21 protein-coding genes are annotated in these 24,067 nt (G+C 72.5%); 11 read left to right on the top strand and 10 right to left on the bottom strand.

Annotated features, from left to right (window positions below; translation table 11 throughout):
* Positions 1–19: 19 nt before the first annotated feature.
* A complete protein-coding gene (locus ABD299_RS03630; protein WP_344258792.1) occupies positions 20–1,090 on the bottom strand; it encodes an LLM class flavin-dependent oxidoreductase in 1,071 nt (356 codons plus the stop codon).
* A gap of 244 nt (positions 1,091–1,334) precedes the next feature.
* Here ABD299_RS03630 and ABD299_RS03625 point away from each other — a divergent pair, with 244 nt between their 5' ends.
* On the top strand, positions 1,335–1,661 hold the full coding sequence (locus ABD299_RS03625; RefSeq protein WP_344258791.1) for an ATP/GTP-binding protein: 327 nt from the start codon (positions 1,335–1,337) through the stop codon (positions 1,659–1,661).
* 66 nt (positions 1,662–1,727) lie between these two features.
* Here ABD299_RS03625 and ABD299_RS03620 read toward each other — a convergent pair whose 3' ends face one another.
* The 5 genes from ABD299_RS03620 to mce form a co-directional block, all read right to left on the bottom strand.
* On the bottom strand, positions 1,728–2,732 hold the full coding sequence (locus tag ABD299_RS03620) for an ABC transporter permease (RefSeq protein WP_344258790.1): 1,005 nt from the start codon (positions 2,730–2,732) through the stop codon (positions 1,728–1,730).
* Positions 2,729–3,817 (bottom strand): ATP-binding cassette domain-containing protein, encoded by a 1,089-nt coding sequence (locus ABD299_RS03615; RefSeq protein WP_344258789.1) that lies wholly within the window; start codon positions 3,815–3,817, stop codon positions 2,729–2,731. The genes ABD299_RS03620 and ABD299_RS03615 overlap by 4 nt, the downstream gene beginning before the upstream one ends.
* A 229-nt stretch (positions 3,818–4,046) precedes the next feature.
* Positions 4,047–4,997 carry a coiled-coil domain-containing protein gene (locus tag ABD299_RS03610; protein ID WP_344258788.1) on the bottom strand — a complete coding sequence of 317 codons (951 nt, stop codon included), beginning with the start codon at positions 4,995–4,997 and terminating at the stop codon, positions 4,047–4,049.
* A 233-nt stretch (positions 4,998–5,230) separates the two neighbouring features.
* A complete protein-coding gene (locus ABD299_RS03605) occupies positions 5,231–8,539 on the bottom strand; it encodes a hypothetical protein (RefSeq protein WP_344258787.1) in 3,309 nt (1,102 codons plus the stop codon).
* A 130-nt stretch (positions 8,540–8,669) separates the two neighbouring features.
* The gene (gene mce / locus ABD299_RS03600; RefSeq protein ID WP_344258786.1) at positions 8,670–9,119 is read right to left on the bottom strand and encodes a methylmalonyl-CoA epimerase; all 450 of its coding nucleotides are present in this window, start codon (positions 9,117–9,119) and stop codon (positions 8,670–8,672) included.
* 138 nt (positions 9,120–9,257) lie between these two features.
* Here mce and ABD299_RS03595 point away from each other — a divergent pair, with 138 nt between their 5' ends.
* Both ABD299_RS03595 and meaB read left to right on the top strand, forming a co-directional pair.
* Positions 9,258–10,460 carry an acetyl-CoA C-acetyltransferase gene (locus tag ABD299_RS03595; protein ID WP_344258784.1) on the top strand — a complete coding sequence of 401 codons (1,203 nt, stop codon included), beginning with the start codon at positions 9,258–9,260 and terminating at the stop codon, positions 10,458–10,460.
* Between the two features lie 49 nt (positions 10,461–10,509).
* Positions 10,510–11,472: a methylmalonyl Co-A mutase-associated GTPase MeaB gene (gene meaB / locus ABD299_RS03590; RefSeq protein ID WP_344258783.1), complete on the top strand. Its 963-nt coding sequence runs from the start codon at positions 10,510–10,512 to the stop codon at positions 11,470–11,472.
* 18 nt (positions 11,473–11,490) lie between these two features.
* On the opposite strand, the gene ABD299_RS03585 is transcribed toward meaB, so the two are convergent.
* Together ABD299_RS03585 and ABD299_RS03580 are read right to left on the bottom strand one after the other, a co-directional pair.
* Positions 11,491–12,069, bottom strand: a complete 579-nt coding sequence (locus ABD299_RS03585; protein ID WP_344258782.1) for a helix-turn-helix domain-containing protein — start codon at positions 12,067–12,069, stop codon at positions 11,491–11,493.
* A 152-nt stretch (positions 12,070–12,221) separates the two neighbouring features.
* A complete protein-coding gene (locus ABD299_RS03580) occupies positions 12,222–12,698 on the bottom strand; it encodes a MarR family winged helix-turn-helix transcriptional regulator (protein ID WP_344258781.1) in 477 nt (158 codons plus the stop codon).
* Between the two features lie 103 nt (positions 12,699–12,801).
* On the opposite strand from ABD299_RS03580, the gene ABD299_RS03575 reads away from it, so the two are divergent.
* From ABD299_RS03575 to glxA, 3 genes are all read left to right on the top strand, one after another.
* Positions 12,802–13,146 carry a DUF3817 domain-containing protein gene (locus ABD299_RS03575; RefSeq protein ID WP_344258780.1) on the top strand — a complete coding sequence of 115 codons (345 nt, stop codon included), beginning with the start codon at positions 12,802–12,804 and terminating at the stop codon, positions 13,144–13,146.
* A gap of 256 nt (positions 13,147–13,402) precedes the next feature.
* Positions 13,403–15,214, top strand: coding sequence for a glycosyltransferase family 2 protein (locus ABD299_RS03570; RefSeq protein ID WP_344258779.1), 1,812 nt, complete (start codon positions 13,403–13,405; stop codon positions 15,212–15,214).
* A gap of 3 nt (positions 15,215–15,217) precedes the next feature.
* Positions 15,218–17,170: a radical copper oxidase GlxA gene (gene glxA / locus ABD299_RS03565; protein ID WP_344258778.1), complete on the top strand. Its 1,953-nt coding sequence runs from the start codon at positions 15,218–15,220 to the stop codon at positions 17,168–17,170.
* Between the two features lie 34 nt (positions 17,171–17,204).
* Here glxA and ABD299_RS03560 read toward each other — a convergent pair whose 3' ends face one another.
* The gene (locus ABD299_RS03560; protein WP_344258777.1) at positions 17,205–18,260 is read right to left on the bottom strand and encodes a glycoside hydrolase family 6 protein; all 1,056 of its coding nucleotides are present in this window, start codon (positions 18,258–18,260) and stop codon (positions 17,205–17,207) included.
* Between the two features lie 134 nt (positions 18,261–18,394).
* Here ABD299_RS03560 and ABD299_RS03555 point away from each other — a divergent pair, with 134 nt between their 5' ends.
* From ABD299_RS03555 to icmA, 3 genes are all read left to right on the top strand, one after another.
* Positions 18,395–18,904 (top strand): MarR family winged helix-turn-helix transcriptional regulator, encoded by a 510-nt coding sequence (locus ABD299_RS03555; protein ID WP_344258776.1) that lies wholly within the window; start codon positions 18,395–18,397, stop codon positions 18,902–18,904.
* A 20-nt stretch (positions 18,905–18,924) separates the two neighbouring features.
* The gene (locus ABD299_RS03550) at positions 18,925–19,287 is read left to right on the top strand and encodes a DUF3817 domain-containing protein (RefSeq protein WP_344258775.1); all 363 of its coding nucleotides are present in this window, start codon (positions 18,925–18,927) and stop codon (positions 19,285–19,287) included.
* Between the two features lie 98 nt (positions 19,288–19,385).
* On the top strand, positions 19,386–21,086 hold the full coding sequence (gene icmA / locus ABD299_RS03545) for a coenzyme B12-dependent isobutyryl-CoA mutase large subunit (protein ID WP_344258773.1): 1,701 nt from the start codon (positions 19,386–19,388) through the stop codon (positions 21,084–21,086).
* Positions 21,087–21,181: 95 nt separating this feature from the next.
* Here the strand turns inward: icmA and ABD299_RS03540 are convergent, their stop codons facing one another.
* Positions 21,182–21,832 (bottom strand): TetR-like C-terminal domain-containing protein, encoded by a 651-nt coding sequence (locus tag ABD299_RS03540; RefSeq protein ID WP_344258772.1) that lies wholly within the window; start codon positions 21,830–21,832, stop codon positions 21,182–21,184.
* Positions 21,833–21,936: 104 nt separating this feature from the next.
* Between ABD299_RS03540 and ABD299_RS03535 the strand changes: the two genes are divergently transcribed.
* Positions 21,937–22,905 carry a tetratricopeptide repeat protein gene (locus ABD299_RS03535; protein WP_344258770.1) on the top strand — a complete coding sequence of 323 codons (969 nt, stop codon included), beginning with the start codon at positions 21,937–21,939 and terminating at the stop codon, positions 22,903–22,905.
* 458 nt (positions 22,906–23,363) lie between these two features.
* On the top strand, positions 23,364–23,984 hold the full coding sequence (locus ABD299_RS03530) for a DUF6230 family protein (RefSeq protein ID WP_344258768.1): 621 nt from the start codon (positions 23,364–23,366) through the stop codon (positions 23,982–23,984).
* Positions 23,985–24,067: the final 83 nt, after the last annotated feature.

Raw genomic sequence — 24,067 nt, 5'->3', positions numbered from 1 at the left:
GGCGGCCGGCGAAAGCTGTTCAGCGCGCCGCGGCCACCGGCACCACCCCGGGCACGGTGTGTGCCGCTGCTGCCGTGTCCCGCGGCAGCAGCGGCAGCACCTCGGCGCCCAGCCGGCGGATGTTCAGTTCGGTGGCGGCCGTGTCCCCCGAGCCCTCGGCGAGCAGTGCGAAGCGCCTGATACCGGTGCGCTCCGCGGTGGCGGCGAGCCGGTCCGCACACAGCCGGGGCGGGCCGACCGGGTGGAGGTCGCACAGCAGCTCGGTGTAGGCCAGCGGATCCCGCATGGGGCGCTCCCGGCCGTCCACGGTCCGGTGCGCCGCCAGCCCTTCACGGAACCAGCCGGGCATCGCGCGGCGCAGGGTCCGCACCGCCTCCGTCCTGGTGTCGGCGATCTGCACCACGCCCGCCGACACGTGCTCGGCACCCGCCACGGCCTCCGGGCTGTGGCCGGCCTCCCGGGCAGCCGACCGCCACAGTGCCACGGCGTCAGCCTTCTCCTCGTCCCCGGTGTGCATGCCCAGCAGCATCGGAAGACCGTGCCGGGCCGCCAGCCGCACCGTGCCCGGCGAGGTGCAGGCGACGATCACCGGAGGCTGCTGGGCCGGGCGGGGGACGACCGGCACCTCGCGGAACCGGTAGCGCTCGCCGTCCGCTCCGACCCGCGGTTCGCGCAGCCAGCGCAGCAGCAGGTCCAGCGATTCGGGGAATCCCGTCTCGTAGGCCGCTGCCCCTCCGCCGAAAACCTCCAGGTCGGTCCAGGGACCGCCGCGGCCCACTCCCAGGGTGAAGCGCCCGCGTGAGGTCAGATGCAGCAGCGCGGTCTGCTCGCCGAGCGCCACGGGGTGCACGTTGGGCAGCACGCTGACCGCCGTGCCCACCCCGATCCGACGAGTGCGCCCCAGCAGGAAGGCCGCGAGGGTGGCCGCTGACGGGCAGACTCCGTACGGCACGAAGTGGTGCTCTGCCAGCCAGACCGCGTCGAGCCCGGCTGCCTCGGCGGCCCCGGCCCCGCGCAGCGCCCGCTCCAGCGCTTCCTCCGCCGACTGGCCGGGGTACTGGCCGGCCAGTACGAACGTCCCTACCCGCATTGGACCTTGCCCTTTCTCCGAAGGATCCGTTACGGCAATAACGCGTGACACGTGCCGGGGGCACGGCCTCCTGGGGTGTAGTTTTTCGGATGATCACTGGGCGGCCCTGATCACGGCGAATCCGGCGGGAGTCCGGGCGGGGGCCGGCCGCAGGAGTCCGCCGCGGTGCGTAGGCTGGTGACGGCGTGCCGGTCACCGCACCGTCCGCCGTGCCCGACGGTCCGTCCCCCAGCAGAGGTGTTCCGTGTCCCCGCGTCGCAACCGTCCTCGCGGCCGCAGCCTGCCGTCCGGCAGCCGGAACGAGGGAGCCGGGGAGCGGTACGGGCTGGAGCACACCGAGACCTGGCGCGGTGAGGACTGGGTCGTGCGCGGGATCACGGGAAGTGCCGCGGGCAAGCATTACCGCTGTCCCGGCTGCGACCAGGAGATACCGCCGGGCGTGCCGCATGTGGTGGCCTGGCCGGCGCACGGCGCGGTGGACGACCGGCGGCACTGGCACCGGGCCTGCTGGAACGCCAGGGACCGGCGGGCTGCCCGGACCCGGCGGTCCCGGGACGCCCCCCGCTATTGAGACGTCGGCCCCGGTGCCGTCACCGCCCCGTCCGCCGGGGCGGCGACGGCACCGGGGCAGGGACGCTCAGGCGTCCGTCGCCGTCACCCTGGCGTAAGCGGAGATCAGGGCCGCCAGCGTGACCGCGGCCAGCAGCCCGAGCAGCGGCCAGCCGGTGCTGTCGACGTCTCCGTCCATCGGGATGCCGTACAGCGAGGCAAGACCGTTGAGCGGGGAGTACTCGATCAGCACCTCGCGGGCCGTGTACAGGCTCTCGCCCACCATGAACAGGGCCGCCAGCAGCGGCAGCACCACCAGGCCGATCATGGCGGTGATGGCACCGGCGGAGTGCCGCAGCAGCGCGCCCACGGCCAGCCCCAGCAGCCCCAGCAGGGAGACGTAAAGCGCCGCGCCGACGGTCGCTCCCAGCCACTGGTCCGCCGTGGCCACCAGCTCACCGTTCACGATCGAATCGGCCAGGCGGTCATCGTGCACCCCGTAGGACGGAACCGTCTGGCCGCCGAGCATCGACGAGTGGATCAGGCTGGTCAGGGCGGTGGCCGCCAGCGTCATCGTGAAGGCCAGCAGGAAGAAGACCACGGCCTTCGCCAGCAGGACCCGCCCGCGCTGCGGGCAGGCGGTGAGGGTGGTGCGCATCATGCCGGTGCCGTATTCGGAGGTCATGACCAGCACGCCCAGCGTGATGATGCAGACCTGACCGAACATCAGGCCGAAGAAGCCGCCGGAGAGCAGCGGCATGCCCACCCAGTCCTCGGAGCTGAGCGCCATGGCCAGCAGAAGGCCGATCCCGACGGTGACCAGGAACATGACGGCCAGCGTCCACACGGTGGAGCGCACCGTGCGGATCTTCGTCCACTCCGACAGCAGGGCGTGGCCCAGGTGCGTGCGGCGCTCGGGAATGGGCGAGGTGTACACGACCGGCGCGGGGCCGGGCGCACCCTGCGGCCCCGCCGGAGGCGGGGGCACCGGCGGCATCTGCCCGGGGGCCTGCCACGACGCCTGCCCGGGAGCCGGTGGGGACGCCGGGGTCTGCGGGGGCGACTGGGGCGGGGGAGGGGTCGGGCTGCTCATCGCGTGTTCTCCTGCGGCTGTGCGTACGACGGGGACTGCGGTGCCGCTGCGCCCGGCGGCGGTCCGAAACCGCCCTGTGCCGGCGGGCCCCAGCCCTGCGGCGGGGGTGCGTATCCGCCCTGCGGCGGGACGCCGGCGGCGGGCATCTGGAGGCCGGCGCGCGGGTCGGCGGTCGAGCGGTAGTCCACCGCTCCCTGGGTCATCCGCATGTACGCCTCCTCCAGGGACGCCTGGTGCGGCGACAGTTCCCAGAGCCTCACGTCGGCCCCGTGCGCGATGTCGCTGATGCGGGGCAGCGGCACACCGACGACCCTCAGGGCGCCGTCCGGCTCCGGGTGCACCTGGCCGCCTGCCTCGCCCAGCGCCTTCACCAGCCGGTCACGCGCCTCGGCGTCGTCCTCGGGGGTGCGCACCCTGGCGTAACCCGTGGAGTTCTGGACGATGAAGTCCTGCACCGGCAGGTCGGCCATCAGCTGGCCGCGGCCGATCACGATCAGGTGGTCCGCGGTCTGCGCCATCTCGCTCATCAGATGGCTGGAGACGAACACGGTCCGGCCCTCGGCGGCCAGCTGCCGCATCAGCTGGCGCACCCAGCGGATGCCCTCCGGGTCCAGCCCGTTGACCGGCTCGTCGAAGAGCAGCACCTGGGGGTCTCCGAGCAGCGCCGCGGCGATGCCCAGCCGCTGCCCCATACCGAGCGAGAACCCCTTCGAGCGCTTGCCGGCCACGTCCTGCAGTCCGACGACGCCCAGGACCTCGTCGACCCGCCGGAGGGGAATGCCGGACAGCTGCGCCAGGCACCGCAGGTGCGCCCGTGCGCTGCGCCCGCCGTGCCGTGCGTTGGCGTCCAGCAGAGCCCCCACCTGCCGCGGGGCGTTGGGCAGCCGGCGGTACGGGTGGCCGCCGATGGTGACGCTGCCGTGGGTGGGCGCGTCCAGACCCAGAATCATGCGCATGGTGGTGGACTTCCCGGCGCCGTTCGGGCCGAGGAAGCCGGTGACCTTGCCAGGCTGGACGTGGAAGGTCAGGTCGTGCACGGCTGTCTTCGAGCCGTAGCTCTTCGTCAGACCGATGGCCTCGATCATCGTGCTTGCCCCTGTGTGTTCGGTCGGGGCGTGATCGCACAACCTGTGTACCGCCCCCGTGGAGCTCCGACCCTATCGGCGGCGCACCGCCGTGGGCAGCCCCGGAATGCAACAGTCCGTCCACAACCCGGGCCGGTCCGTTTTCCGGCTCCACGCGCGACGGCGCCGGAGCCGCGCCCGGCAGGGGCTGCGGCTCCGGCGCCGTGGAACGGTCCGGCCGGAGTGCGGATCAGCGCGACTGCTGAGCCGGCACCCCCTTGGACAGGCCGTCGTCGCCGTCGTCGCTGTCGCCGAGCCCGGCCGCCGCGGCCACCTGGGCACCGGTCAGCGTGGCCAGCATCTCGCGGACGTTGGTCAGCTGGGCGTTGATGCTGTCCCGGCGGTTGGTCAGGGCCGCCAGTTCGCGCTCGGACTCGCTGCGGACGCGGTCGGCCTTGGCGTTGGCGTCGGCCACGATGTCCTCGGCCTGACGCTGCGCGGTCTCCACCGTCTGGCGGGCGCGGCGCTCGGCGTCGGTGCGCAGCTTCTCGGCCTCCAGGCGCAGCTGCTCTGCCCGGTGCTCGATCTCCGCCAGCCGCTTCTCGGCCTTGGCCTGCCGGGAGGCGAGGTCGCGTTCGGACTGCTCGCGGCGCTTGGCGAGGTTGGTCTCGAAGTCCGCGGCGGCCTGGGCGGCCTTGGCACGGGTGTCCTCGAAGAGGGAGTCGGCCTCCTCCCGCTTGGCCTGGGCGTCCTTCTCGGCCTCGGCGCGCAGCGAGGCCGCGTCGCCCTTGGCCTTCTCGATGATCCGGTTGCCCTCGTCCTCGGCCTTGGCCTTGCGGTCCGTGGCGTAGGACTCCGCGTCGTTGCGGACCTGCTGGGCGGCGGCCTCGGCGAGCTCGCGGTGCTGCTCGGCGGCCCGCCGGGCCTCCTCGCGCAGGTCCTTGGCCTCCTCCTCGGCGAGGCGGAGGATCTTCTCGACGCGCGCACCGAGCCCGGCGTAGGACGGCTCGGAGTCGTTGATCTGGGCCTGCGCGTTCTGCGTCTCGAGGTGCAGCTCCTCGATCCGCTTCTCCAGGGACGTGATGCGAGCAAGCGCGCTGTCGCGGTCGGCAACGAGCTTCGTGATGCGGTCGTCCACCTGCCCGCGGTCATAGCCACGCCGCACGAGCTCGAAGCCGAAGGGGGAGGATGTGTCGCTCATGGGGTTCCTGTCGATTCAGACGGGTGAGTCAGACGGGGTGCGTCTCAGAGTGCGTCCGGCCGGAGCACCCGGATATGCCCTCGGGGGAATCCTAGGGGGCAAACCGGCGTGTCATCGAGCGGATGCGCGTTCTCTGTGGAGAATGTCTGGTCCGGCGGCTCTTTTCCGCCCGTTCGGGTGTCAGGGCGGAAGCCGGCCCCCGAAGGCCGCTCCGGCAGTGCTCCGCCGGGTCGTCAGCCGCCCGATTGCTTGCCTCCCTGACGTCCGGCGGCCCCGGCACCGACGGCACCGTTGGAGGTCGTTCCCTTGCCCGGTGCGGGCGGTGCCTCGAAGGACACCAGGGCCTCCAGGACGTCCTGCACCCGGGAGATCTCGGCGTTGATGTCCTCGCGCCGACGGGCCAGCTGGTCCAGCTCGCGCTTGCCGGCCTCCACCGTGCGCTTGGCCTCCTGCTTCGCGTCGGCACGTGCCTTCTCGGCCTCGCGCAGTACCTCGGCACGCTTCTTCTCGGCGTCCTTCAGCAGCGACTCGGCCTTGCGCACCGCGGCGATCCGGACCTTCGACGCCTCGGCGTCGGCCTCGGCCAGCATCTTCTCCGCCTCGGCACGGGCCTGCGCGCGCTGCTCCTCGGCGGCGCCCACCAGCTTGTCCACCCGCTCCCCGGCCGCCCGGGTGGCCTCGGCGGCCTCCCGCCGCGCCCGGTCGTGCAGCTCCTGGATCTCCGTCTCGGTCCTGGTCCGCAGCTCCTCGGCCCGCTCCCTTATGGCGGCGGCGTCCCGGCGGGCCTCCTCCAGCAGGGTGTTGGCGTCGCCGCGGGCGGTCTCCACCAGTTCGGCGCCGGTGGCCCGAGCCTCCCGGACGACCCGCTCGGCCTCGGCGCGGGCGGCACTCACCATCCGGTCGGACTGCTCCTCGGCGGCGGCGGTCGTGCGCACCGCTTCCTGCTGCGCCTTCGCCAGCAGTCCGTCTGCCTGCCCGGCTGCCTCGCTGCGCGTGCGCGCGGCGTCGGCGCGCGCGGTGTCCCGCACCTCGTCGGCCTCCGCCCGGGTGCGCTCCGCCTCCTCCTGGGCCGCGGCCCGGGTGCGCTCCGCCTCGGCGATGGCCTCCGTGACGGTGCGCTCGGCCAGCGCCGCGGCGGCTTCCTTCTCCTCGGCGGACACCTTCAGCACCCGGGCCGCCTCCCGCTCGGCCTCCGCGCGGCGTTCGGCGATCTCCGCCAGAGCCTCCTCGCGCAGGCCGGAGACGGAGTCGCGGACCTTCTGGGCCTTCTCCTCGGCGGCCGAGACGAGCGCCTCGGCCCGCCGCTCGGCCTCCTCCACCTGCGACCGGGCGGAGGCCAGCAGCTCCTCGCTCTGCTCGTGCGCCCTGGTCCGCTCCTGGTGCGCGGCCTCCCGTGCCTCCTCCAGCAGAGTGTCGGCCTCCCGGCGCAGGCGGGCGGCCTCCTCCTGGGCGGTGCTCAGCGCCTCGGCGGCCTCGGCGCCGGTCCGTTCGGCCGCGGCGTCCGCCTCGGCCCTGACCCGGTCGGCGGCCTGCCGGGCCTCGGTCCGCAGCCGCTCGGCCTCCGCCGTCGCCTCGCCGCGCAGCCGCACGGCCAGCTCCTCGGCCTCGGCGCGGGACCTGGCGGCGTCCGTGGCCGCCTCGTCCTTCAGCTTCTGAGCGGCCTGCTCGGCCTGTTCGGTCAGCGCCCGGATGCGTTCGGCGGACTCCGCGCGCAGGCGTTCGGTCTCGGCGGTGGCCTCGCTGCGCAGCCGTTCGGCCTCCGCACGGGCCTCGGCCAGCGCCGTCTCGGCGTCGGCCAGCCGCTGCCCGGCCTCCTCGCGCAGCCGCGCCAGCTCGCCGGCGGCGGCCTCCCGCTCGGCCCGCACGGCCCGCTCGGTGTCGGCGCGCAGCTTCCGGACGGCCTCCTCGGCCTCCTCGGTTGCCCTGGCGGCCTGCCGGTGGGCGTCGGCCAGCAGTTCCTCGGCCTCGGACCGCGCCTTCTTGAGCGCCTCCTCGGCCTGGGTGCGCAGAGTCCGGGCCCGGTCGATGGCCTCGGTGCGGACCCGCTCGCTCTCGGCGACGGCGGCCGTCCGCGTCTCCTCGGCGTCGGCCTTGGCCCGGGTCAGCAGCTCCTCGGCGCTGGCCGCGGCCTCCTCGATCTGCCCGACCGCCTCGCTCCGGGCCTCGGCGCGGATGCGCTCGCCCTCGGAGTTGGCCTCGGTCCGCAGCTGCTCGGCCTCGCCGCGCAGCCGGCGTGCCTCCTCCTGCAGCTCGACGGTCTTGGCGCGGTACTCCTTGGTGTCGTCCTTGGCCGTGCCCTTGAGCTGCTCGGCGGTGTCGTGCGCCTCGTCGATGAGCCGGGCGGCCTCCGCCTCGGCCTCCGAGCGCAGCCGCTCGGCCTCCTCGCCGGCCGCCCTGGTGGTGGCCCGTGCCTCGCGGGCCGCCTTGTTCAGCACCTCCTCGGCGGTGCGGGCCGCCTCGGCGAGCTGGGCCGCGGACTCCTCGGCAGACCTCGTCCTGGCGTCGTCGGCCGCCTCGGCCAGCAGCTGCTCGGCCTTGGCGCGGGCGTCGGCCAGCAGCTGCTCGGCCTCGGCCTTCAGTCCCTGGGCCTCCTCGGTGGCCCCGGCCACCAGCCGGGCCACCTCGGCCTTGGCGGTGGCGGTGCGCTGCTCGTACTGCGTGCGGGCACCGGCGAGCTGCTTCTCGGCCTCCTCCCGCGCCCGGGCGACGACCAGTGCGGCCTCCTCGCGGGCGGCGCGCAGGGCGTTCTGCGCCTCCGTCATCCGCTCCTCGGCCTTGCGGACCAGTCCGGCGGCCTCCCGGCGCCCGGACTCCGCCTCGGCGGTGGAGGTGGAGCGCAGCCGCTCGGCGTGTTCGGTGGCCTCCTGGGCCTGCGCGGAGGCGGCGGCCAGCATCCGCTCGGCGTCGGTGCGGGCGCGGCGCAGCAGCTCCTCGGTCTCGGCGCGGGCGCGCTCGGTCTCCATGGCCAGCCGGCGGCGGGACGCCTCGGCCAGCTGGTGGGCCTCGGCGCGCGCCTGTGCCAGCGCCCGCTCGGCCTCGGCCCGGGTCTCCTCCAGCAGCCGCCGGGCCTGGGCCTCGCTGCGGGCCCGGACCTGCTCGGCCCAGGCGACGTTCTCGTTGACGTGCGTCTCGACGGTCGCCCGGCGCTGCGCCAGCTCCTCGTCGAGCTGCTGCCGCCGGCGCACGCCCTCGGCATGCAGCTCGGCCTCCATGCGGGCGCGCTGCTCCGACTGCTCCTGCAGCACGTGCTGGGTGCGCGCCCGGGCCTCGCGCAGTTCGCGCTCGGCCTCCGACCGCATCTGGTCGGCCTGCATCTGGGCATTGCGCAGCAGCTGCTCGGCGTGGCCCGAAGGGTCGCCGTAGGCGGGCCGGAGAGCCAGATGGCGGCGCGCCTCGTGCAGCTTGGCACGCAGGACCTCGACCTGGTAGCCGAGGTCGTCGGCGTGATCGACGGCCTTGTCCCGCTCCTTTTTCAGCCGTGCCATCTCGGCTTCGAACTTCGAGAGGTGGTCGTCAGCCTCGTAGCGGTCGTTGCCCCGCACTGCGCGGTCCCATCCGTCCCCTGGTCGTCGTCACATCGATCGGTCTGCCGGATCATCGGCCGAACATGGGACGAGAGAAGCGAGCCCATTGCCCCGGCTCGGGCCACTCTACCGGCCGGGGCAGCCCACGTCAGTGCTCCGCGGATCCATCCGGTGACGAACCGGCGGCTGTGACCAGTTCGGTGAGAACTCCGTGACAGTCCTTGGGGTGCAGAAACGTGATGCGGGAGCCCATGGAGCCGGTGCGCGGCTCGTCGTAGAGCACCCGGACACCCTTGTCGCGGATGGCGTCGGCGTCGCCGTCCACGTCCGCGGTCCCGAAGGCGATGTGATGTACGCCCTCCCCGTTCTTCGCCAGCCACTTGCCGACCGGCGAGTCCTCCCGCACGGGCTCCAGCAGCTGCAGGTAGGAGGCACCGCCGTCGTCGGTGCCGTTGATCCTGAGCATGGCCTCCCGGACCCCCTGCTCCTCGTTGACCTCGGTGTGGAACACCTCGAAGCCGTACGTGGCACGGTAGAACTCGACGGTGGTGTCCAGGTCGAAGCAGGCGATTCCGATGTGATCGATACGCGTCAGCATCTCTCCAGTCCAACGCCACACCGGGTGATGGCGCAACGTGCGCACCGTCACAGCCTCCAGCCGGTGACCGGAGCGGAAGCCGCTCAGTAGATTGGCGTGAACCCTCGTTCACTCCTTCAGTAACCAAGGAGCCGCACCATGACCGGAACCAACGGCACCACGTCAGTGATCGTCTCGGGGGCGCGGACCCCGATGGGCCGGCTCCTCGGCTCCCTCGCCTCCTTCTCGGGCGCCGACCTGGGCGGATTCGCCATCAAGGCGGCCCTGGAGCGGGCCGGTATCGGCGGCGACCAGGTCCAGTACGTGATCATGGGCCAGGTGCTCCAGGCCGGGGCCGGGCAGATCCCGGCGCGCCAGGCCGCCGTCAAGGCGGGCATCCCCATGAACGTCCCGGCGCTCACCGTCAACAAGGTGTGCCTGTCCGGCCTGGACGCCATCGCGCTGGCCGACCAGCTCATCCGGGCCGGCGAGTTCGACGTGATCGTCGCCGGCGGCCAGGAGTCCATGACCAACGCGCCGCACCTGCTGCCCAAGTCGCGCTCCGGCTACAAGTACGGTGCCGTGGAGATGCTCGACGCCATGGCGCACGACGGCCTGACCGACGCCTTCGACAACATCGCGATGGGCGCCTCCACCGAGCACCACAACACCCGCCTGGGCATCGGCCGGGCCGAGCAGGACGCGATCGCCGCCGCCTCGCACCGGCGGGCCGCCGCCGCGCAGAAGAACGGCCTGTTCGAGGCCGAGATCACACCCGTGGAGATCCCGCAGCGCAAGGGCGACCCGGTGCTCTTCTCGCAGGACGAGGGCATCCGCGGGGAGACCACCGAGGAGTCGCTGGCCAAGCTGCGCCCGGCCTTCTCCAAGGACGGCACCATCACCGCCGGCTCCGCCTCGCAGATCTCCGACGGCGCCGCCGCGGTGGTCGTGATGTCCAAGGCGAAGGCCGAGGAGCTGGGCCTGGAGTGGCTCGCCGAGATCGGCGCCCACGGCAACGTGGCGGGTCCGGACAACTCTCTGCAGTCGCAGCCCTCCAACGCCATCCGGCACGCCCTGGGCAAGCAGGGCCTGGACGCCGGCGACCTGGACCTGCTGGAGATCAACGAGGCGTTCGCCGCCGTCGCCGTGCAGTCCATGAAGGACCTGGGCGTGGACTTCGGGAAGGTGAACGTCAACGGTGGTGCCATCGCCCTGGGACACCCGATCGGGATGTCCGGCGCGCGGCTGGTGCTGCACCTGGCGCTGGAGCTCAAGCGGCGGGGCGGTGGCACCGGGGCCGCGGCGCTGTGCGGCGGCGGCGGTCAGGGCGACGCCCTGATCATCAGCGTCCCCCAGCAGTAACCACTCCGCGCACTGACGCGGCGAAGGCGACACGAGGAGCACAGCAGCGATGGCGGTCGACGTCCCCGATCTTGTCAGCAGGGCCCGGCAGGGGCAGCCACGGGCGGTTGCCCGGCTGATCTCGCTGGTGGAGGGGGCGTCGCCGCAGCTGCGCGAGGTGATGGCGGCGCTCGCGCCGTACTCGGGCCGCGCCTATGTGGTCGGGCTGACCGGCTCGCCCGGCGTCGGGAAGTCCACCTCGACGTCGGCGCTGGTCAGCGCCTACCGCCGGGCGGGCCGGCGGGTCGGTGTGCTGGCCGTGGACCCGTCCTCGCCGTTCTCCGGCGGCGCGCTCCTGGGCGACCGGGTCCGGATGGGGGAGCACGCCTCCGACCCCGGCGTCTACATCCGGTCCATGGCCACCCGCGGCCACCTGGGCGGACTGGCCTGGGCCGCCCCCCAGGCCGTCCGGGTGCTGGACGCGGCGGGCTGCGACGTCGTCCTGGTCGAGACGGTGGGCGTCGGGCAGTCGGAGGTGGAGATCGCCTCCCAGGCCGACACCTCCGTGGTCCTGCTGGCGCCCGGAATGGGCGACGGCATTCAGGCGGCCAAGGCCGGGATCCTCGAGATCGGTGACGTCTTCGTGGTCAACAAGGCGGACCGGGACGGCGCGGACGCCACCGTACGGGAGCTGAACCACATGCTGGGCCTGGGCGAGTCGCGGAGCCCGGGCGACTGGCGGCCGTCGATCGTCAAGACGGTCGCGTCCCGCGGAGAGGGTGTGGACGAAGTCGTGGAGGCACTGGAGAAGCACCGTGCCTGGATGGAGGAGCGCGGGGTCCTCACCGAGCGCCGGCGGCGCCGCGCGGCGCACGAGGTGGAGACCATCGCCGTCACCGCCCTGCGCGAGCGCATCGGCGACCTGCGCGGTGACCAGCGGCTGGGCGTGCTCGCCGAGCGCATCGTGGCCGGGACGCTCGACCCCTACGCGGCGGCCGACGAGCTGGTCGCCGCGGTCACCGAGGACCGCTGACCCGCCGGAACCGGGCCCTCAGCGGGCCCTGGTGCCGTAACGGGGCCCGAGGTCCGGCTCCGCCGTGCTCTGCAGTTCGGTGACCAGCCGGTGCCGGGTGACCAGGTCGTGCAGCAGACGGCGGGTCTCCCCGGCCGGCAGACCGGCGGTCCGGGCGACCTCCTCCAGATGCACCTCCTCCCCGCCGTGGCGGTACTCGGCCTGCGCCACCGCGCCGAAGACCGCCGCGTGTGCCTCGGTGTACCGCGCGCCGGCGGAGGCGCCGGGAGCGGGGGCCGCGCGCCCGTCCGCAGGCCGGCCCTGCCGCTCCTGTCCGTCCTCCCGCCACCGCTGCTTGCCGCGGTGCCGGGTGGCCAGGCGTTCGTCGTGCCGCACCGCGTGGCGGTGCGGCAGGTGCGTGCGTTGCTTGGACGCGCCTGTCGTCACGCCCCGGGCGCTGGGCTCCTCGCCCTGCTCCCGGGCCCGGCGCCCGGCGGCGCGGCGCTGTTCCTCGTTGCCCTCGACCTTCTTGCGCACCATGGGATCGACCTCCCGTGAGTGGTCGGCGAGCCGGCCGCCGGCCGCTGCCCGCCGGGTGGGCGCCTTGGGTCCGGCCACCGGCCGGACGGCGGAGCGCCGTCCTCGGCCCGCTCCCGGCACCCCTTCGGTGTGTCGCTTCGTCCGTGTCTTCCAGCGTACGGGCTGCCCGCCGCCGGGTACGAAAGCGCCCGCGGTGCCGGTCGGAGGGCGGCGCGCGGTTTCGTACGTGATCAGGGGCGGGCGCGTTCGGCCCGCAGGTGCTGGGCGACCGGTTCCAGGGACGCGCGCAGCGCCGCCAGGTCCTCGGGCGGGAGGAGATCGATGAAGTGGCGGCGGACGGAGGCGACGTGGTGCGGGGCGACCTTCCGCATGGTGGCCCAGCCGTGCTCGGTGAGGACGGCGAACAGGCCGCGCTTGTCGGACGCGCAGTTCTCCCGGCGCACCAGCTCCGCCCGCTCCATCCGGGTGATCTGGTGGGAGAGCCTGCTCTTGGACTGCAGCGTGGCGGCCGCGAGGTCGCTCATCCGCATCCGGTGATCCTCGGACTCGGAGAGATTGACCAGGATCTCGTAGTCGTTCATGGTCAGCCCGAAGGGCTGGAGGTCCCGCTCCAGCCGGAGCGTGAGCAGTTTGCTGACGTCCAGGTGGGTGCGCCAGGCGCTCTGCTCCGCGTCGGTCAGCCAGCGGGTCCCGGTCTCGGTGTCCATGCTGCGAACTCTATCCAGCCGGACCCCCGGGCCGAGATCGCCCGGAAGGCTGCCACAATGAGAGAGCTTGTGCATCCGTTCACATGACGCGAAAGTGGCCCCCATGGATCCCAAGACGGCTTCCGCCCTGCGACGGCTCCGGCTGGTGTCCGCCCCCGAGGCGGTCTCCTTCCTCCTGCTCCTGGTCGCCTCCGTGCTGAAGCGCACCACCGAGTTCAATGCCGTGCCGGTGCTCGGCGCCGTGCACGGTCTTCTCTTCGTCGTCTACGGCCTGCTGTGGCTCGACGCCTGGAACCGGGCCCGCTGGCCACTGACGACCGCGGGCTGGTACTTCCTGATGTCGGTCGTGCCGGCCGGGGGCTTCTTCGCCGAGCGGCGGCTGCGCCGTGAGGAGGAGGCCGGGGTCATCGCGGCCCGGGCCCGCCGCGAGGGCGTCGTCAACGCCTGACGGGCCGGGTGTGGCCGCCCGCACGGCCGAGCGCCGGGCTCCTCCCGCCTCCCCGAGCCCTTCTTCCGGGCGCCGCGATACCCGCCAACACCTGGGCCCCCGGGCCGGTTTGCCGCCGGCCGGGGGCCCCAGTGCTGCCCGTCGCAGTCCCTAAACCCGGACGTGGCGTTTTCGCCCGGACGGCCCCTCCCGGTTCGACTTCGTCACCCTCCTGCCGTGTGGTGGAGGTGTCGGCTTTGTCGAATTCCTGGAGGGCATGGTGCGGCGAGAGGGCTACGACTACGAGACCTACAGCCGTCTCGCGGGACCGTTCACCGAGCCGGGCCCGGACTACCGGGTGCAGTTCCGGAGCCTGATATCCCAGGAGCCGCACCGCATACGGGCGGTCCTGCTGATGACACTGGCACCACTGCTGTCCCTGGTGCTCCTGCTGTGGCTCGTCTGGCCGAGCCACTGGACGGACCGGGACAACGCGCCGCTGTGGCTGCTCGTCGCGGATGCCACGATGCTGCTCTGCATCGGGCTGATCGAGAGCTTCCGGCTGGTCAACATCCTCTCGATCGGCCACGCCACCATGGTCGCCCGCGACCCGGTCCCGGTGCTGCCCGAACCCGGCACCAAGGTGGCCTTCCTCACTACGTACGTACCGGGCAAGGAACCCCTGGCGATGGTCCGGGCCACGCTGGAGGCGGCCGTCTCGCTGCGGCACGACGGCCTGCTGGACGTCTGGCTGCTCGACGAGGGCGACGACCGCGAGGCCAGGGAGCTGTGCACCGAACTCGGGGTCCTGCACTTCAGCCGCAAGGGCGTCGAACGCTGGAACCGGCCCACCGGGCCCCATCGCGCGAGGACCAAGCACGGCAACTACAACGCCTGGCTGGACGCCCACGGCTGGTCCTACGACTTCTTCGCCTCGGTGGACACCGATCACGTGCCGCTGCCGAACTACCTGGAGCGGATGCTGGGCTACTTCCGCGATCCCGACGTCGCCTTCGTGGTCGGCCCGCAGGTCTACGGGAACTACGACGGGCCCGTCACCAAGTCCGCCGAGAGCCAGCAGTTCCTCTTCCACGCGCTGATCCAGCGGGCCGGAAACCGCTACGGCGCCGCGATGTTCGTGGGCACCAACAACGCGGTGCGGATCTCCGCGGTGCAGCAGATCGGCGGGCTGTACGACTCGATCACCGAGGACATGGCCACCGGATTCGAGCTGCACCGGTCCCGCAACCCGGTGACCGGGCAGCGATGGCGTTCCGTCTACACCCCCGACGTGCTGGCGGTCGGTGAGGGCCCTTCCACCTGGACCGACTTCTTCACCCAGCAGTTGCGCTGGTCGCGCGGCACCTACGAGACGATCCTGCGGCAGTACGGCAGGGGCGGCCGGCGGCACTCGCCCGGCAAGCTGCTCAGCTACTCGCTGATGCTGGCCTTCTACCCGATGGCCGCCCTCACCTGGATGCTGGGAGTGCTCGGATGCGTGCTCTACCTCAACCTCGGTGCCTCGGGGACGCAGGTGCCGGCCGCCGTCTGGCTGATGCTCTACAGCGATGTCGCGGCCCTCCAGATCGGCCTGTACATCTGGAACCGGCGCCACAACGTCAGCCCTCACGAGCCGCAGGGATCCTCGGGCCTGGCAGGCATGATCATGTCGGCGCTCTCCGCGCCGGTCTACGCCCGCTCGCTGCTGGACGCCCTGCTGCGCCGCAAGAGTTCGTTCGTGGTCACCCCCAAGGGGCAGGAGGCGAGCCCGGACCGGCTCGCCACGTTCCGGCTGCACCTGTTCTGGGCAGCCGTCCTGGCGGCGTCCTTCGTCGTCTCCGTGTGCCTGAACCACACGCACGTGGCCATGCGCACCTGGGCCCTGCTGGCGCTGGCCGTCTCCCTGGCCCCCCTGACCATCTGGGCGGTGGCCGGCCGCCGTGCCCGCCGGGCGGCCGCCGTCCCCCGTTCCGCCGCCGGGACCGCCCAGCCCGCGACCGTGTCCGTCTCCGCCCCCGAGCCGGCGGAGGACCCCGACGAGGCGCGGGAGGACAGGCCCGCGCTCGCCGCCACCAACCGAGGGAGCTGACCCATGCAGTACCGCCCCGGCCCCCGCCTGAAGAAGACCGCCATCGGCACCGGAGTGACCCTCCTGCTGGCGGGGCTCAATCTGCCGGCCGCCATGAGCTTCGCGCAGGACCGGCTGCACGAGTACCGGATCAGCCGGCCCGCCTACCAGGCGCAGTACGGCTCCTGGGAGATCGTGGACGTACCGGAAAAGTACCGCACCAATGCCATCCACGCGGCGCTGCTGCGTACCGGAAAGGTACTGCTCATCGCCGGCTCCGGGAACGACGAGGAGATGTTCGAGGCCGGCACCTTCGAGTCGGTGCTCTGGGACCCGGCGGACAACACCTTCCGTCACGTTCCGACCCCGGACGACCTGTTCTGCGCCGGCCACGCCGCGCTGCCGGACGGCCGGCTGCTGGTTGCCGGCGGCACCGCCCGGTACGAGATCCTCGGCGACGCGGTGCGTCACGCCGGCGGGGCGATGGTCATCAAGAACGAGGATCCCGACCGCGGCAGGGAGTTCCCCGAGGGGACCCGGTTCCGCTCCCCGGCGGGTGTGGAGTACGTCAGCGAGACAGCCGTCACCGTTCCCCCCGCCCGCAAGGAGACGGTGCCGGCGGAGGAAGGGGAGCGGGGCGAGGAGCAGGAGCGGATCACCGCCTCCGAGGTGCGGGTCTTCGTGGTGGCCACGGTCGAGGGGGAGGAGGGCGTCACCACCGGGCCGGGGCAGTACGAGATCGTGGGACTGCGGGGCAAGGACGCGGACAACCTCTACGGGCTCGCCGAGGAGATGACCCTGGAGGACCAGGACTTCCACGGCCTGAACGTCGCCTACGAGTTCGACCCGGAGGCTGAGCGCTACGTGCCGGTGGCGCCGATGGCCGAGGCGCGCTGGTACCCCACCCTGACAACCCTGCCCGACGGCAAGGTCCTGACGGTGTCGGGGCTGGACGACATCGGCCAGGTGGTTCCCGGCATCAACGAGATCTACGACCCGGAGACCAAGGAGTGGACGACCGGCCCGGAACGTTACTTCCCCACCTACCCGGCACTGTTCCTGGCCGAGGGGGGCAAGATCTTCTACACCGGCTCCAACGCCGGATACGGGCCGGACGACCAGGGCCGCGTGCCGGGTATCTGGGACCTGGAGGAGAACAGCTTCACCGAGGTCGGCGGGCTGTCCGACCCGGACCAGCTGGAGACCTCCGCGTCGCTGCTGCTGCCTCCCGCCCAGGACCAGCGCTTCATGGTGCTGGGCGGCGGCGGGGTGGGCGAGTCGGAACTGTCCACCGCGCGTACCGCGCTGATCGACCTGAGCGAGGAGGACCCCGCCTACCGGGACGGGCCCGAACTGCCCCAGGGCACCCGCTACCTGAACAGTGTCATCCTCCCGGACGACACGGTGTTCACCACCGGTGGCTCACGGGACTACCGGGGCCGCAGCCGCAGCGACATCCTGGCGGCCCAGTTCTACGACCCGGTGGAGAACGCGTTCCGTCCGGCCGCGGACCCCACCGTCCCGCGGAACTACCACGCGGAGGCGCTGCTGCTGCCCGACGGGAGGGTCGCGACGTTCGGCTCCGATCCGCTGTTCGCCGACAAGGACAACACCCGGATGGGCCGCTTCGAGCAGCGCATCGAGGTGTTCACCCCGCCCTATCTGCACGCGGGCAACGAGGAGGACCGTCCCGTGCTCGGTGACGGCCCCGGGGAACTGGAGCGGGGCGGCGAGGCCACCTTCCGCACCGAAGACCCGCAGCGGGTGGCCGCCGCCCGGCTGATCCGGCCCAGTGCCGTCACCCACACCACCGACGTGGAACAGCGTTCCCTGGGGCTGGAGGTCGAGCGGGGGGAGGACTCCGTCACGGTGACGGTGCCCGAGGACCCGTCGCTGGCCCCTCCCGGCTGGTACATGCTGTTCGTCACCGACGACGGCGGCACCCCCTCGGAGGCGGTGTGGGTCCGGCTTCCGTGACCCGCGGCCGGCCCCCGGCCCGCCGGGCGTCGTCTCAGTGCGACGCCCGGCGGGCCAGCTCCAGGGCGTACTCCGGCCACCACTGGCCGGGCGCCGGCCCGCCGCGGCACTCGCCGTCGGACTCGCCGGGCCGCTTGATCCACAAGTAGGCGTCGATCAGTTCGTCACCCGTGTCGGTGGTGGGCGGGACGCCCAGGCCGCGGCCCGGCGGATTGCACCACGCCTCGTCACCCGGCTCGTCCAGCGGGCCGTTGCCGTTCCGGCTGGTGTCGATGACGAAGTGCGCGCCGTCCAGGAGCCCGGACAGCTCCCGGCCGTACCGCGCGCTGTCCTGCAGGGTCTGGAAGTTGGAGACGTTCAGGGCGAAGCCGTCGGCGTGCGCGATGCCGGACCGCCACAGCGGTTCGGCCAGCGCGCCGGGGTCGGGGATCCAGCTCGGGTTGCCGGCGTCGATGTAGACCCGGGTGTTCGGCTGTGCCTTGAGCCGGTCCACCGCCTCCGACAGGACCTGGTAGCGCTCCTCGTGGTACATCGCGTCGGTGCAGCCGTCGGCGAGGTGCGGTACCGCGTCCGGTTCCAGCACGACGATGGCGTCGGCGTCCTCCAGGTTGTCGGCGAAGGAGCCGATCCACTCCTGGTAGGCGGCCACATCCGGGGCGCCGCCCTGGGAGTACTGCCCGCAGTCGCGGTGCGGGACGTTGTAGGCCACCAGCACCGCCGTGCGGCCCTCGGCCCGTGCGGCCTCGGCGATCAGCTTCACCTCGGGGCCCGGATCGTCCTCGCCGGTGGGCCAGTGGGCCAGCGGCTGCTCGGCGATCCGGCTCAGCACCTCGGCCTCCTCGGAGCGGCCCTCCCGTTTCCACCGCTCGACCTGCTGGGCCGCGGGGCTGTCCGGGTCCACCCAGAATTCGCCGGACTCGGCGCTCTCCGGTTCGCCCGGACCGGACGGCTCCGCGCCGGCGGAGGCGGCGCCGTCCCCGGGGGACGAACAGCCGAGGACGAGAACCAGGGCGCCGGCGAGCACGGCGGCCGCGGCGGCCCTCGGCCCGCGGCCCGGGCGGGCACCGGGGGGAAGGACGGATCCGTACATGGAGCAATCGTGCCATGACACACCGTCATGGACCGGTATCCGCGCGGGCCCGCCGCGCTCCGGCGGGCCGCTGAGGTCTCCCGGTCCGTGAGACGAGGGCTCCCGGAGGGTGATCAGCCGGTATGGTCGCTGCCGTGCCGAAACCGCTCAGTCTGTCGTTCGATCCGATCGCTCGTGCCGAGGACCTGTGGAAGCAGCGCTGGGGACCGGCGCCCTCCATGGCGGCCATCACCTCGATCATGCGGGCGCATCAGATCCTGCTGGCCGAGGTCGACGCGGTGGTCAAGCCCTACGGGCTGACTTTCGCGCGCTACGAGGCACTGGTGCTGCTGACCTTCAGCAAGGCCGGTGAGCTGCCCATGTCGAAGATCGGCGAGCGGCTGATGGTCCACCCCACGTCGGTCACCAACACCATCGACCGGCTGGTCAGGTCCGGTCTGGTCACCAAGCGTCCCAACCCGCACGACGGCCGGGGCACGCTGGCGTCGATCACCGACCGGGGCCGTGAGGTGTGCGAGCGGGCCACCGGGGAGCTGATGGCCATCGACTTCGGGCTCGGGGTCTACGACGACGACGAGTGCTCGGAGATCTTCGCCATGCTGCGGCCGCTGCGGGTGGCGGCCCGGGACTTCGTGGAGGAATGAGCCGGGTTACGCTCTGGAGCATGAAGCAGAGCGTTCTGACCCGCTACCGGGTCATGGCCTACCTCACCGCGGTGATGCTGCTCGTGCTGAGCACCTGCATGGTGTTCAAGTACGGCTTCGACATGGGCGAGGGTGTCACCTTCGTGGTGTCGCAGACGCACGGGCTGCTCTACATCATCTATCTGATCTTCGCCTTCGACCTGGGGCAGAAGGCCCGCTGGCCGGTCGGCAAGCTGCTGTGGGTGCTGCTGTCGGGCACCATCCCGTTCGTCGCGTTCTTCGTGGAGCGGCGGATCACGGCCGAGATCAGGCCGCTGATCGAGGGTGCCGAGCAGCCGCCGGCGGGGCCGGAACGGGAGACCTCGCAGCCCGTCGGGGCCTGAGCCCTCGGGGCCCGTGGGAGCCCCCGCGGGCGCCGGGTTTCCGGCCGCCGGGCGTACCCCGGTCGACAGTTAGTTGGACGTCCAAGTAAATTGGCCGTATGGACGCTGACGCCATCGCTCAGGGCCGCCGTCGGTGGCAGGCCCGTTACGACGCCGCCCGCAAGCGGGACGCCGACTTCACCACGCTCTCCGGGGATCCGGTGGAGCCCGTCTACGGCCCGCTGCCGGGGGATTCCTACGAGGGCTTCGAGCGGATCGGCTGGCCGGGGGAGTTCCCCTTCACCCGGGGCCTGCACCCGACCGGCTACCGCGGCCGCACCTGGACCATCCGCCAGTTCGCCGGCTTCGGCAACGCCGAGCAGACCAACGAGCGGTACAAGATGATCCTGGAGGCCGGTGGCGGAGGGCTGTCGGTCGCCTTCGACATGCCGACCCTGATGGGCCGCGACTCCGACGACCCCCGCTCGCTGGGCGAGGTCGGCCACTGTGGGGTCGCCATCGACTCGGCCGCCGACATGGAGGTCCTCTTCCGGGACATCCCGCTGGGCGACGTCACCACGTCGATGACGATCAGCGGACCCGCCGTCCCGGTCTTCTGCATGTACCTGGTCGCTGCGGAGCGGCAGGGCGTGGACCCGGCCGTGCTCAACGGGACCCTCCAGACGGACATCTTCAAGGAGTACATCGCCCAGAAGGAGTGGCTCTTCCAGCCGGAGCCGCACCTGCGGCTCATCGGCGACCTGATGGAGCACTGCGCCCGCGGCATCCCGGACTACAAGCCGCTGTCGGTGTCCGGATACCACATCAGGGAGGCGGGCTCCACCGCGGCGCAGGAGCTGGCGTACACCCTGGCGGACGGTTTCGGCTACGTGGAGCTGGGGCTGAGCCGCGGGCTGGACGTCAACACCTTCGCACCGGGCCTGTCGTTCTTCTTCGACGCCCACCTGGACTTCTTCGAGGAGATCGCGAAGTTCCGCGCCGCCCGCCGGATCTGGGCCCGCTGGATGCGCGACGTCTACGGGGCGACCAGCGAGAAGGCCCAGTGGCTGCGTTTCCACACGCAGACCGCCGGGGTCTCGCTGACCGCGCAGCAGCCCTACAACAACGTGGTGCGCACCGCTGTGGAGGCGCTGTCCGCGGTGCTCGGCGGGACGAACTCGCTGCACACCAACGCGCTGGACGAGACCCTGGCGCTGCCCAGCGAGCAGGCCGCCGAGATCGCCCTGCGCACCCAGCAGGTGATCATGGAGGAGACCGGCGTCACCAATGTCGCCGACCCGCTGGGCGGCTCCTGGTACGTCGAGCAGCTCACGGACCGGATCGAGGCGGACGCCGAGAAGATCTTCGAGCAGATCAAGGAGCGCGGCCGCAAGGCGGTGCCCGGCGGCGACCACCCGATCGGGCCGATGACCTCGGGTCTGCTGCGCGGCATCGAGGACGGCTGGTTCACCGGGCAGATCGCCGAGGCCGCCTTCCGGTACCAGCAGGCCCTGGAGAAGGGCGAGAAGAAGGTCGTCGGGGTCAACTGCCACACCGGCTCGGTCACCGGTGAGCTGGAGATCCTGCGGGTCAGCCACGAGGTGGAGCGCGAGCAGGTCAGGGCGCTGGCCGCCCGTAAGGCCGCCCGCGACGAGGGGGCGGTCCGGTCGGCACTGGACGCCATGCTGAGCGCGGCCCGTACCGACGCCAACATGATCGGCCCCATGCTGGAGGCGGTCCGCGCGGAGGCGACCCTGGGCGAGATCTGCGGTGTCCTGCGGGAGGAGTGGGGCACCTACACCGAGCCCCCCGGCTTCTGAGTCCCACCGGTGCCTCTCGCCGGCGCGGCCGCCCGGCCCGCCGGGCGAGGGGCACCGGCGCACCCGGCGCCGGGAGAAAGCCCGGCGCGAGGCCGTCAGCCGGTCCGCGGACCGGCCCCGGTGAGACCGCCGGTCACCAGTGCGGCGAAGTCCCTGGCCCAGTCCTCGTCCACCGGCTCGCTGCTCACCAGCGCCCGGTGGATCACCGAGCCGGCCACCACGTCGAATATGAGGTCCACCGTACGGGCGGCCTGCCGGGCCCCGGCGTCCCCCGGCGGGTCGGGGGCCAGTTCTCCGCGGTCCTGCGCGCGGGCCCGGCCGCGCAGCACCAGCGCCTTCTGCCTGCCCACGATGGCCGAGCGGATGCGGGCGCGCAGTGCCTCGTCACGGGTGGCCTCGGCGAGGACCGCCATCAGGCCGGTCTTCGTCTCCGGCTGCTCCAGCAGCGCGGCGAAACGCAGGACCACCCACTCGATGTCCGCCGCCAGGCTGCCCCGGTCGGGCAGCTCCAGGCGTTCGTCGAAAAGGTCCGCCACGGCGTCCACGACCAGCTCGCTCTTGCCGGGCCAGCGCCGGTAGAGCGTGGTCCTGGCCACCTGGGCACGGCTCGCCACGGCGCTCATCGTCAGCGCGGACCAGCCCAGCTCGACCAGGGCGGAGCGGGTGGCGGACAGGATCGCCCGGTCCGCCGCCGCGCTGCGGGGCCGGCCCGCGCCGCGCGGCCGGTTCTCGGGTGGAGATGCCATGGCGGAACCTTACCGGCGAGTAGGGGGCTTGCCGTAATACGCTACGACCCGTAGCGTAAGGGTCGGCGTACAGAATCGCGCCGCGAAGGGGGGAGACTGGTCTCATGCAGCCACGCAACATGTCCATGAGCGGAGCAGTCGATCTCTCCGCGGTGAAGGCCGCCGCCGAGGCCAAGGAGAAGGCGGAGCGGGCCCGGGCGCAGCGCGCAGCGCAGCCCGGCGGGCAGCAGGCCGCCGGTGCCGCCCAGCTGGTGATCGATGTCGACGAGGCCGGTTTCGAGCGCGAGGTGCTGCAGCGCAGCGCCGAGGTCCCGGTGGTCATCGACTTCTGGGCGGAGTGGTGCGAGCCCTGCAAGCAGCTCGGCCCGCTGCTGGAGCGCCTCGCCCAGGAGTATGCCGGCGGCTTCGTGCTCGCCAAGGTCGATGTCGACCGCAACCAGATGCTCTTCCAGCAGTTCGGTGTGCAGGGCATCCCCGCCGTCTTCGCCGTGATCGCAGGCCAGGCGCTGCCGCTGTTCCAGGGCGCTGCCCCCGAGGCGCAGATCCGCCAGGTGCTGGACCAGCTGATCCAGGCGGCCGAGCAGCGTTTCGGCATTGCCGGCGCCCGTGTGGAGCCCGGGCAGGCGCAGCCGGGCGAGCAGGGTCCGCCCGAGCCGCCGGAGGACCCGGTGCTGGCCGCTGCCCACGCGGCCCTGGACGCGGGCGACCTCGGCGGCGCGGTGCAGGCCTACCGGAACGTGCTGGACGGGGATCCGCAGAACGCCGAGGCCCGTCTCGGTCTCGCCCAGGCCGAGCTGCTGGGCAGGGTGCAGGGGGTGGACGCCCAGCGCGCCCGCAAGGACGCCGCGGACCGCCCGGACGATGCCGCCGCACAGCTCGTGGTGGCCGATCTCGACCTGGTCGGCGGCCATGTCGAGGACGCGTTCGGCCGGCTGGTGGACACCGTGCGGCGCTGCGCCGGCGAGGAGCGCGAGCAGGCCAGGCTCCGGCTGCTGGAGCTCTTCGAGGTGGTCGGTCCCGAGGATCCGCGGGTGACCGCTGCCCGTGGCGCGCTCGCCCGGGTGCTTTTCTGAGACTGTCCGGCCCGGACGGCAGGCGGCGGCCGCGTTTTACCAAATCTTGGCATTAGCGGCCGCCGCTCACGCTCGGTGAAGTGACAGGCGCGTTTCCCGGATGTTTCGCCCGGTTGAGCACCGCCTGTCCGCCTCTCTCCTCCTCACGCTGTGTGCATACCGGCGGGGGTGTCGCGGCCTGCCCGGACGCTCTCATTACTCGTTAGTAACCAGCCCCTTGTGCGGTGCGGTGAGATGCACCACGATCGGCCGAGCCGACATGGGTCACGTGTCGGCTCCGGCACAGGGGGGTTCCCGCCGCCGGCGGGACCTGTCCGGGGGCTGCGCCCCGCGCGGCCAGTGACTGTCACCCGGGGAGCTCCCCGGGGGCATCGCGCTTCTCCTCTCCAGGCTCCGAGGCGGTCCACGGACCCCGGGCGGCGAGGGCCGGAGATGTTTGTCCGAGAAGGAGGAAAGTCATGGAGTCACAGGCTCGTGGCGGCACCAGATGGAAGCGGTTCGGGCTGGTCATGGTGCCCAGTGTGGCCGCCACCGCCGCGATAGGTGTCGCCCTGTCCCAGGGCGCGCTCGCCGCGTCGTTCGCGGTCTCCGGCCAGCAGTTCAAGGTCACCACCGACCGGCTCGAAGGCACCGGTTTCAGCCAGTACGGCGCCGTCAACATCAAGCACGACGACGAGATGGTCCCGGTGGCGGTCTCGGCCTTCAACCAGGCCACGATCACCAATCTGTGCCAGTCGGTGGTGGTTCCGGCGCCGGTGATCGGTGACATCACCGTCAAGCTCGGCGCCGGTGGCAAGGGCCACAAGCCGGTGGAGGCCAAGAACCTCTTCATCGACATCGCCGACCTGAACGCCAACGCGACCTTCACCAACATCGACATCGGTGTGAGCTCGGACCACCTGACCAAGGGCCCCAAGCCCAAGGCCGGGGAGCACCGGGTGCCGGGTTCCTTCGCCCAGCAGGCCGAGAAGGCCGTGCTGACCGACGTGAAGCAGACCGCGTGGGCCACTTCCGCAGGCACGTTCAAGCTCAACGGGCTCAACATGAGCCTGCACCGCGGCAAGAACGAGTGCTACTGACGGTAAGCACCACCACCGGTGGCGGGGGTCGTGCGGACCCCCGCCACCGGCAGGGCCCCCGGGCCTCCCCACGATCCGCCGAT

Source organism: Streptomyces sodiiphilus (genome assembly GCF_039529215.1).
Lineage (GTDB): Bacteria > Actinomycetota > Actinomycetes > Streptomycetales > Streptomycetaceae > Streptomyces > Streptomyces sodiiphilus.
The sequence above is the reverse complement of the archived record's forward strand: the minus strand, read 5'-3'. Positions and strand labels throughout refer to the sequence as shown.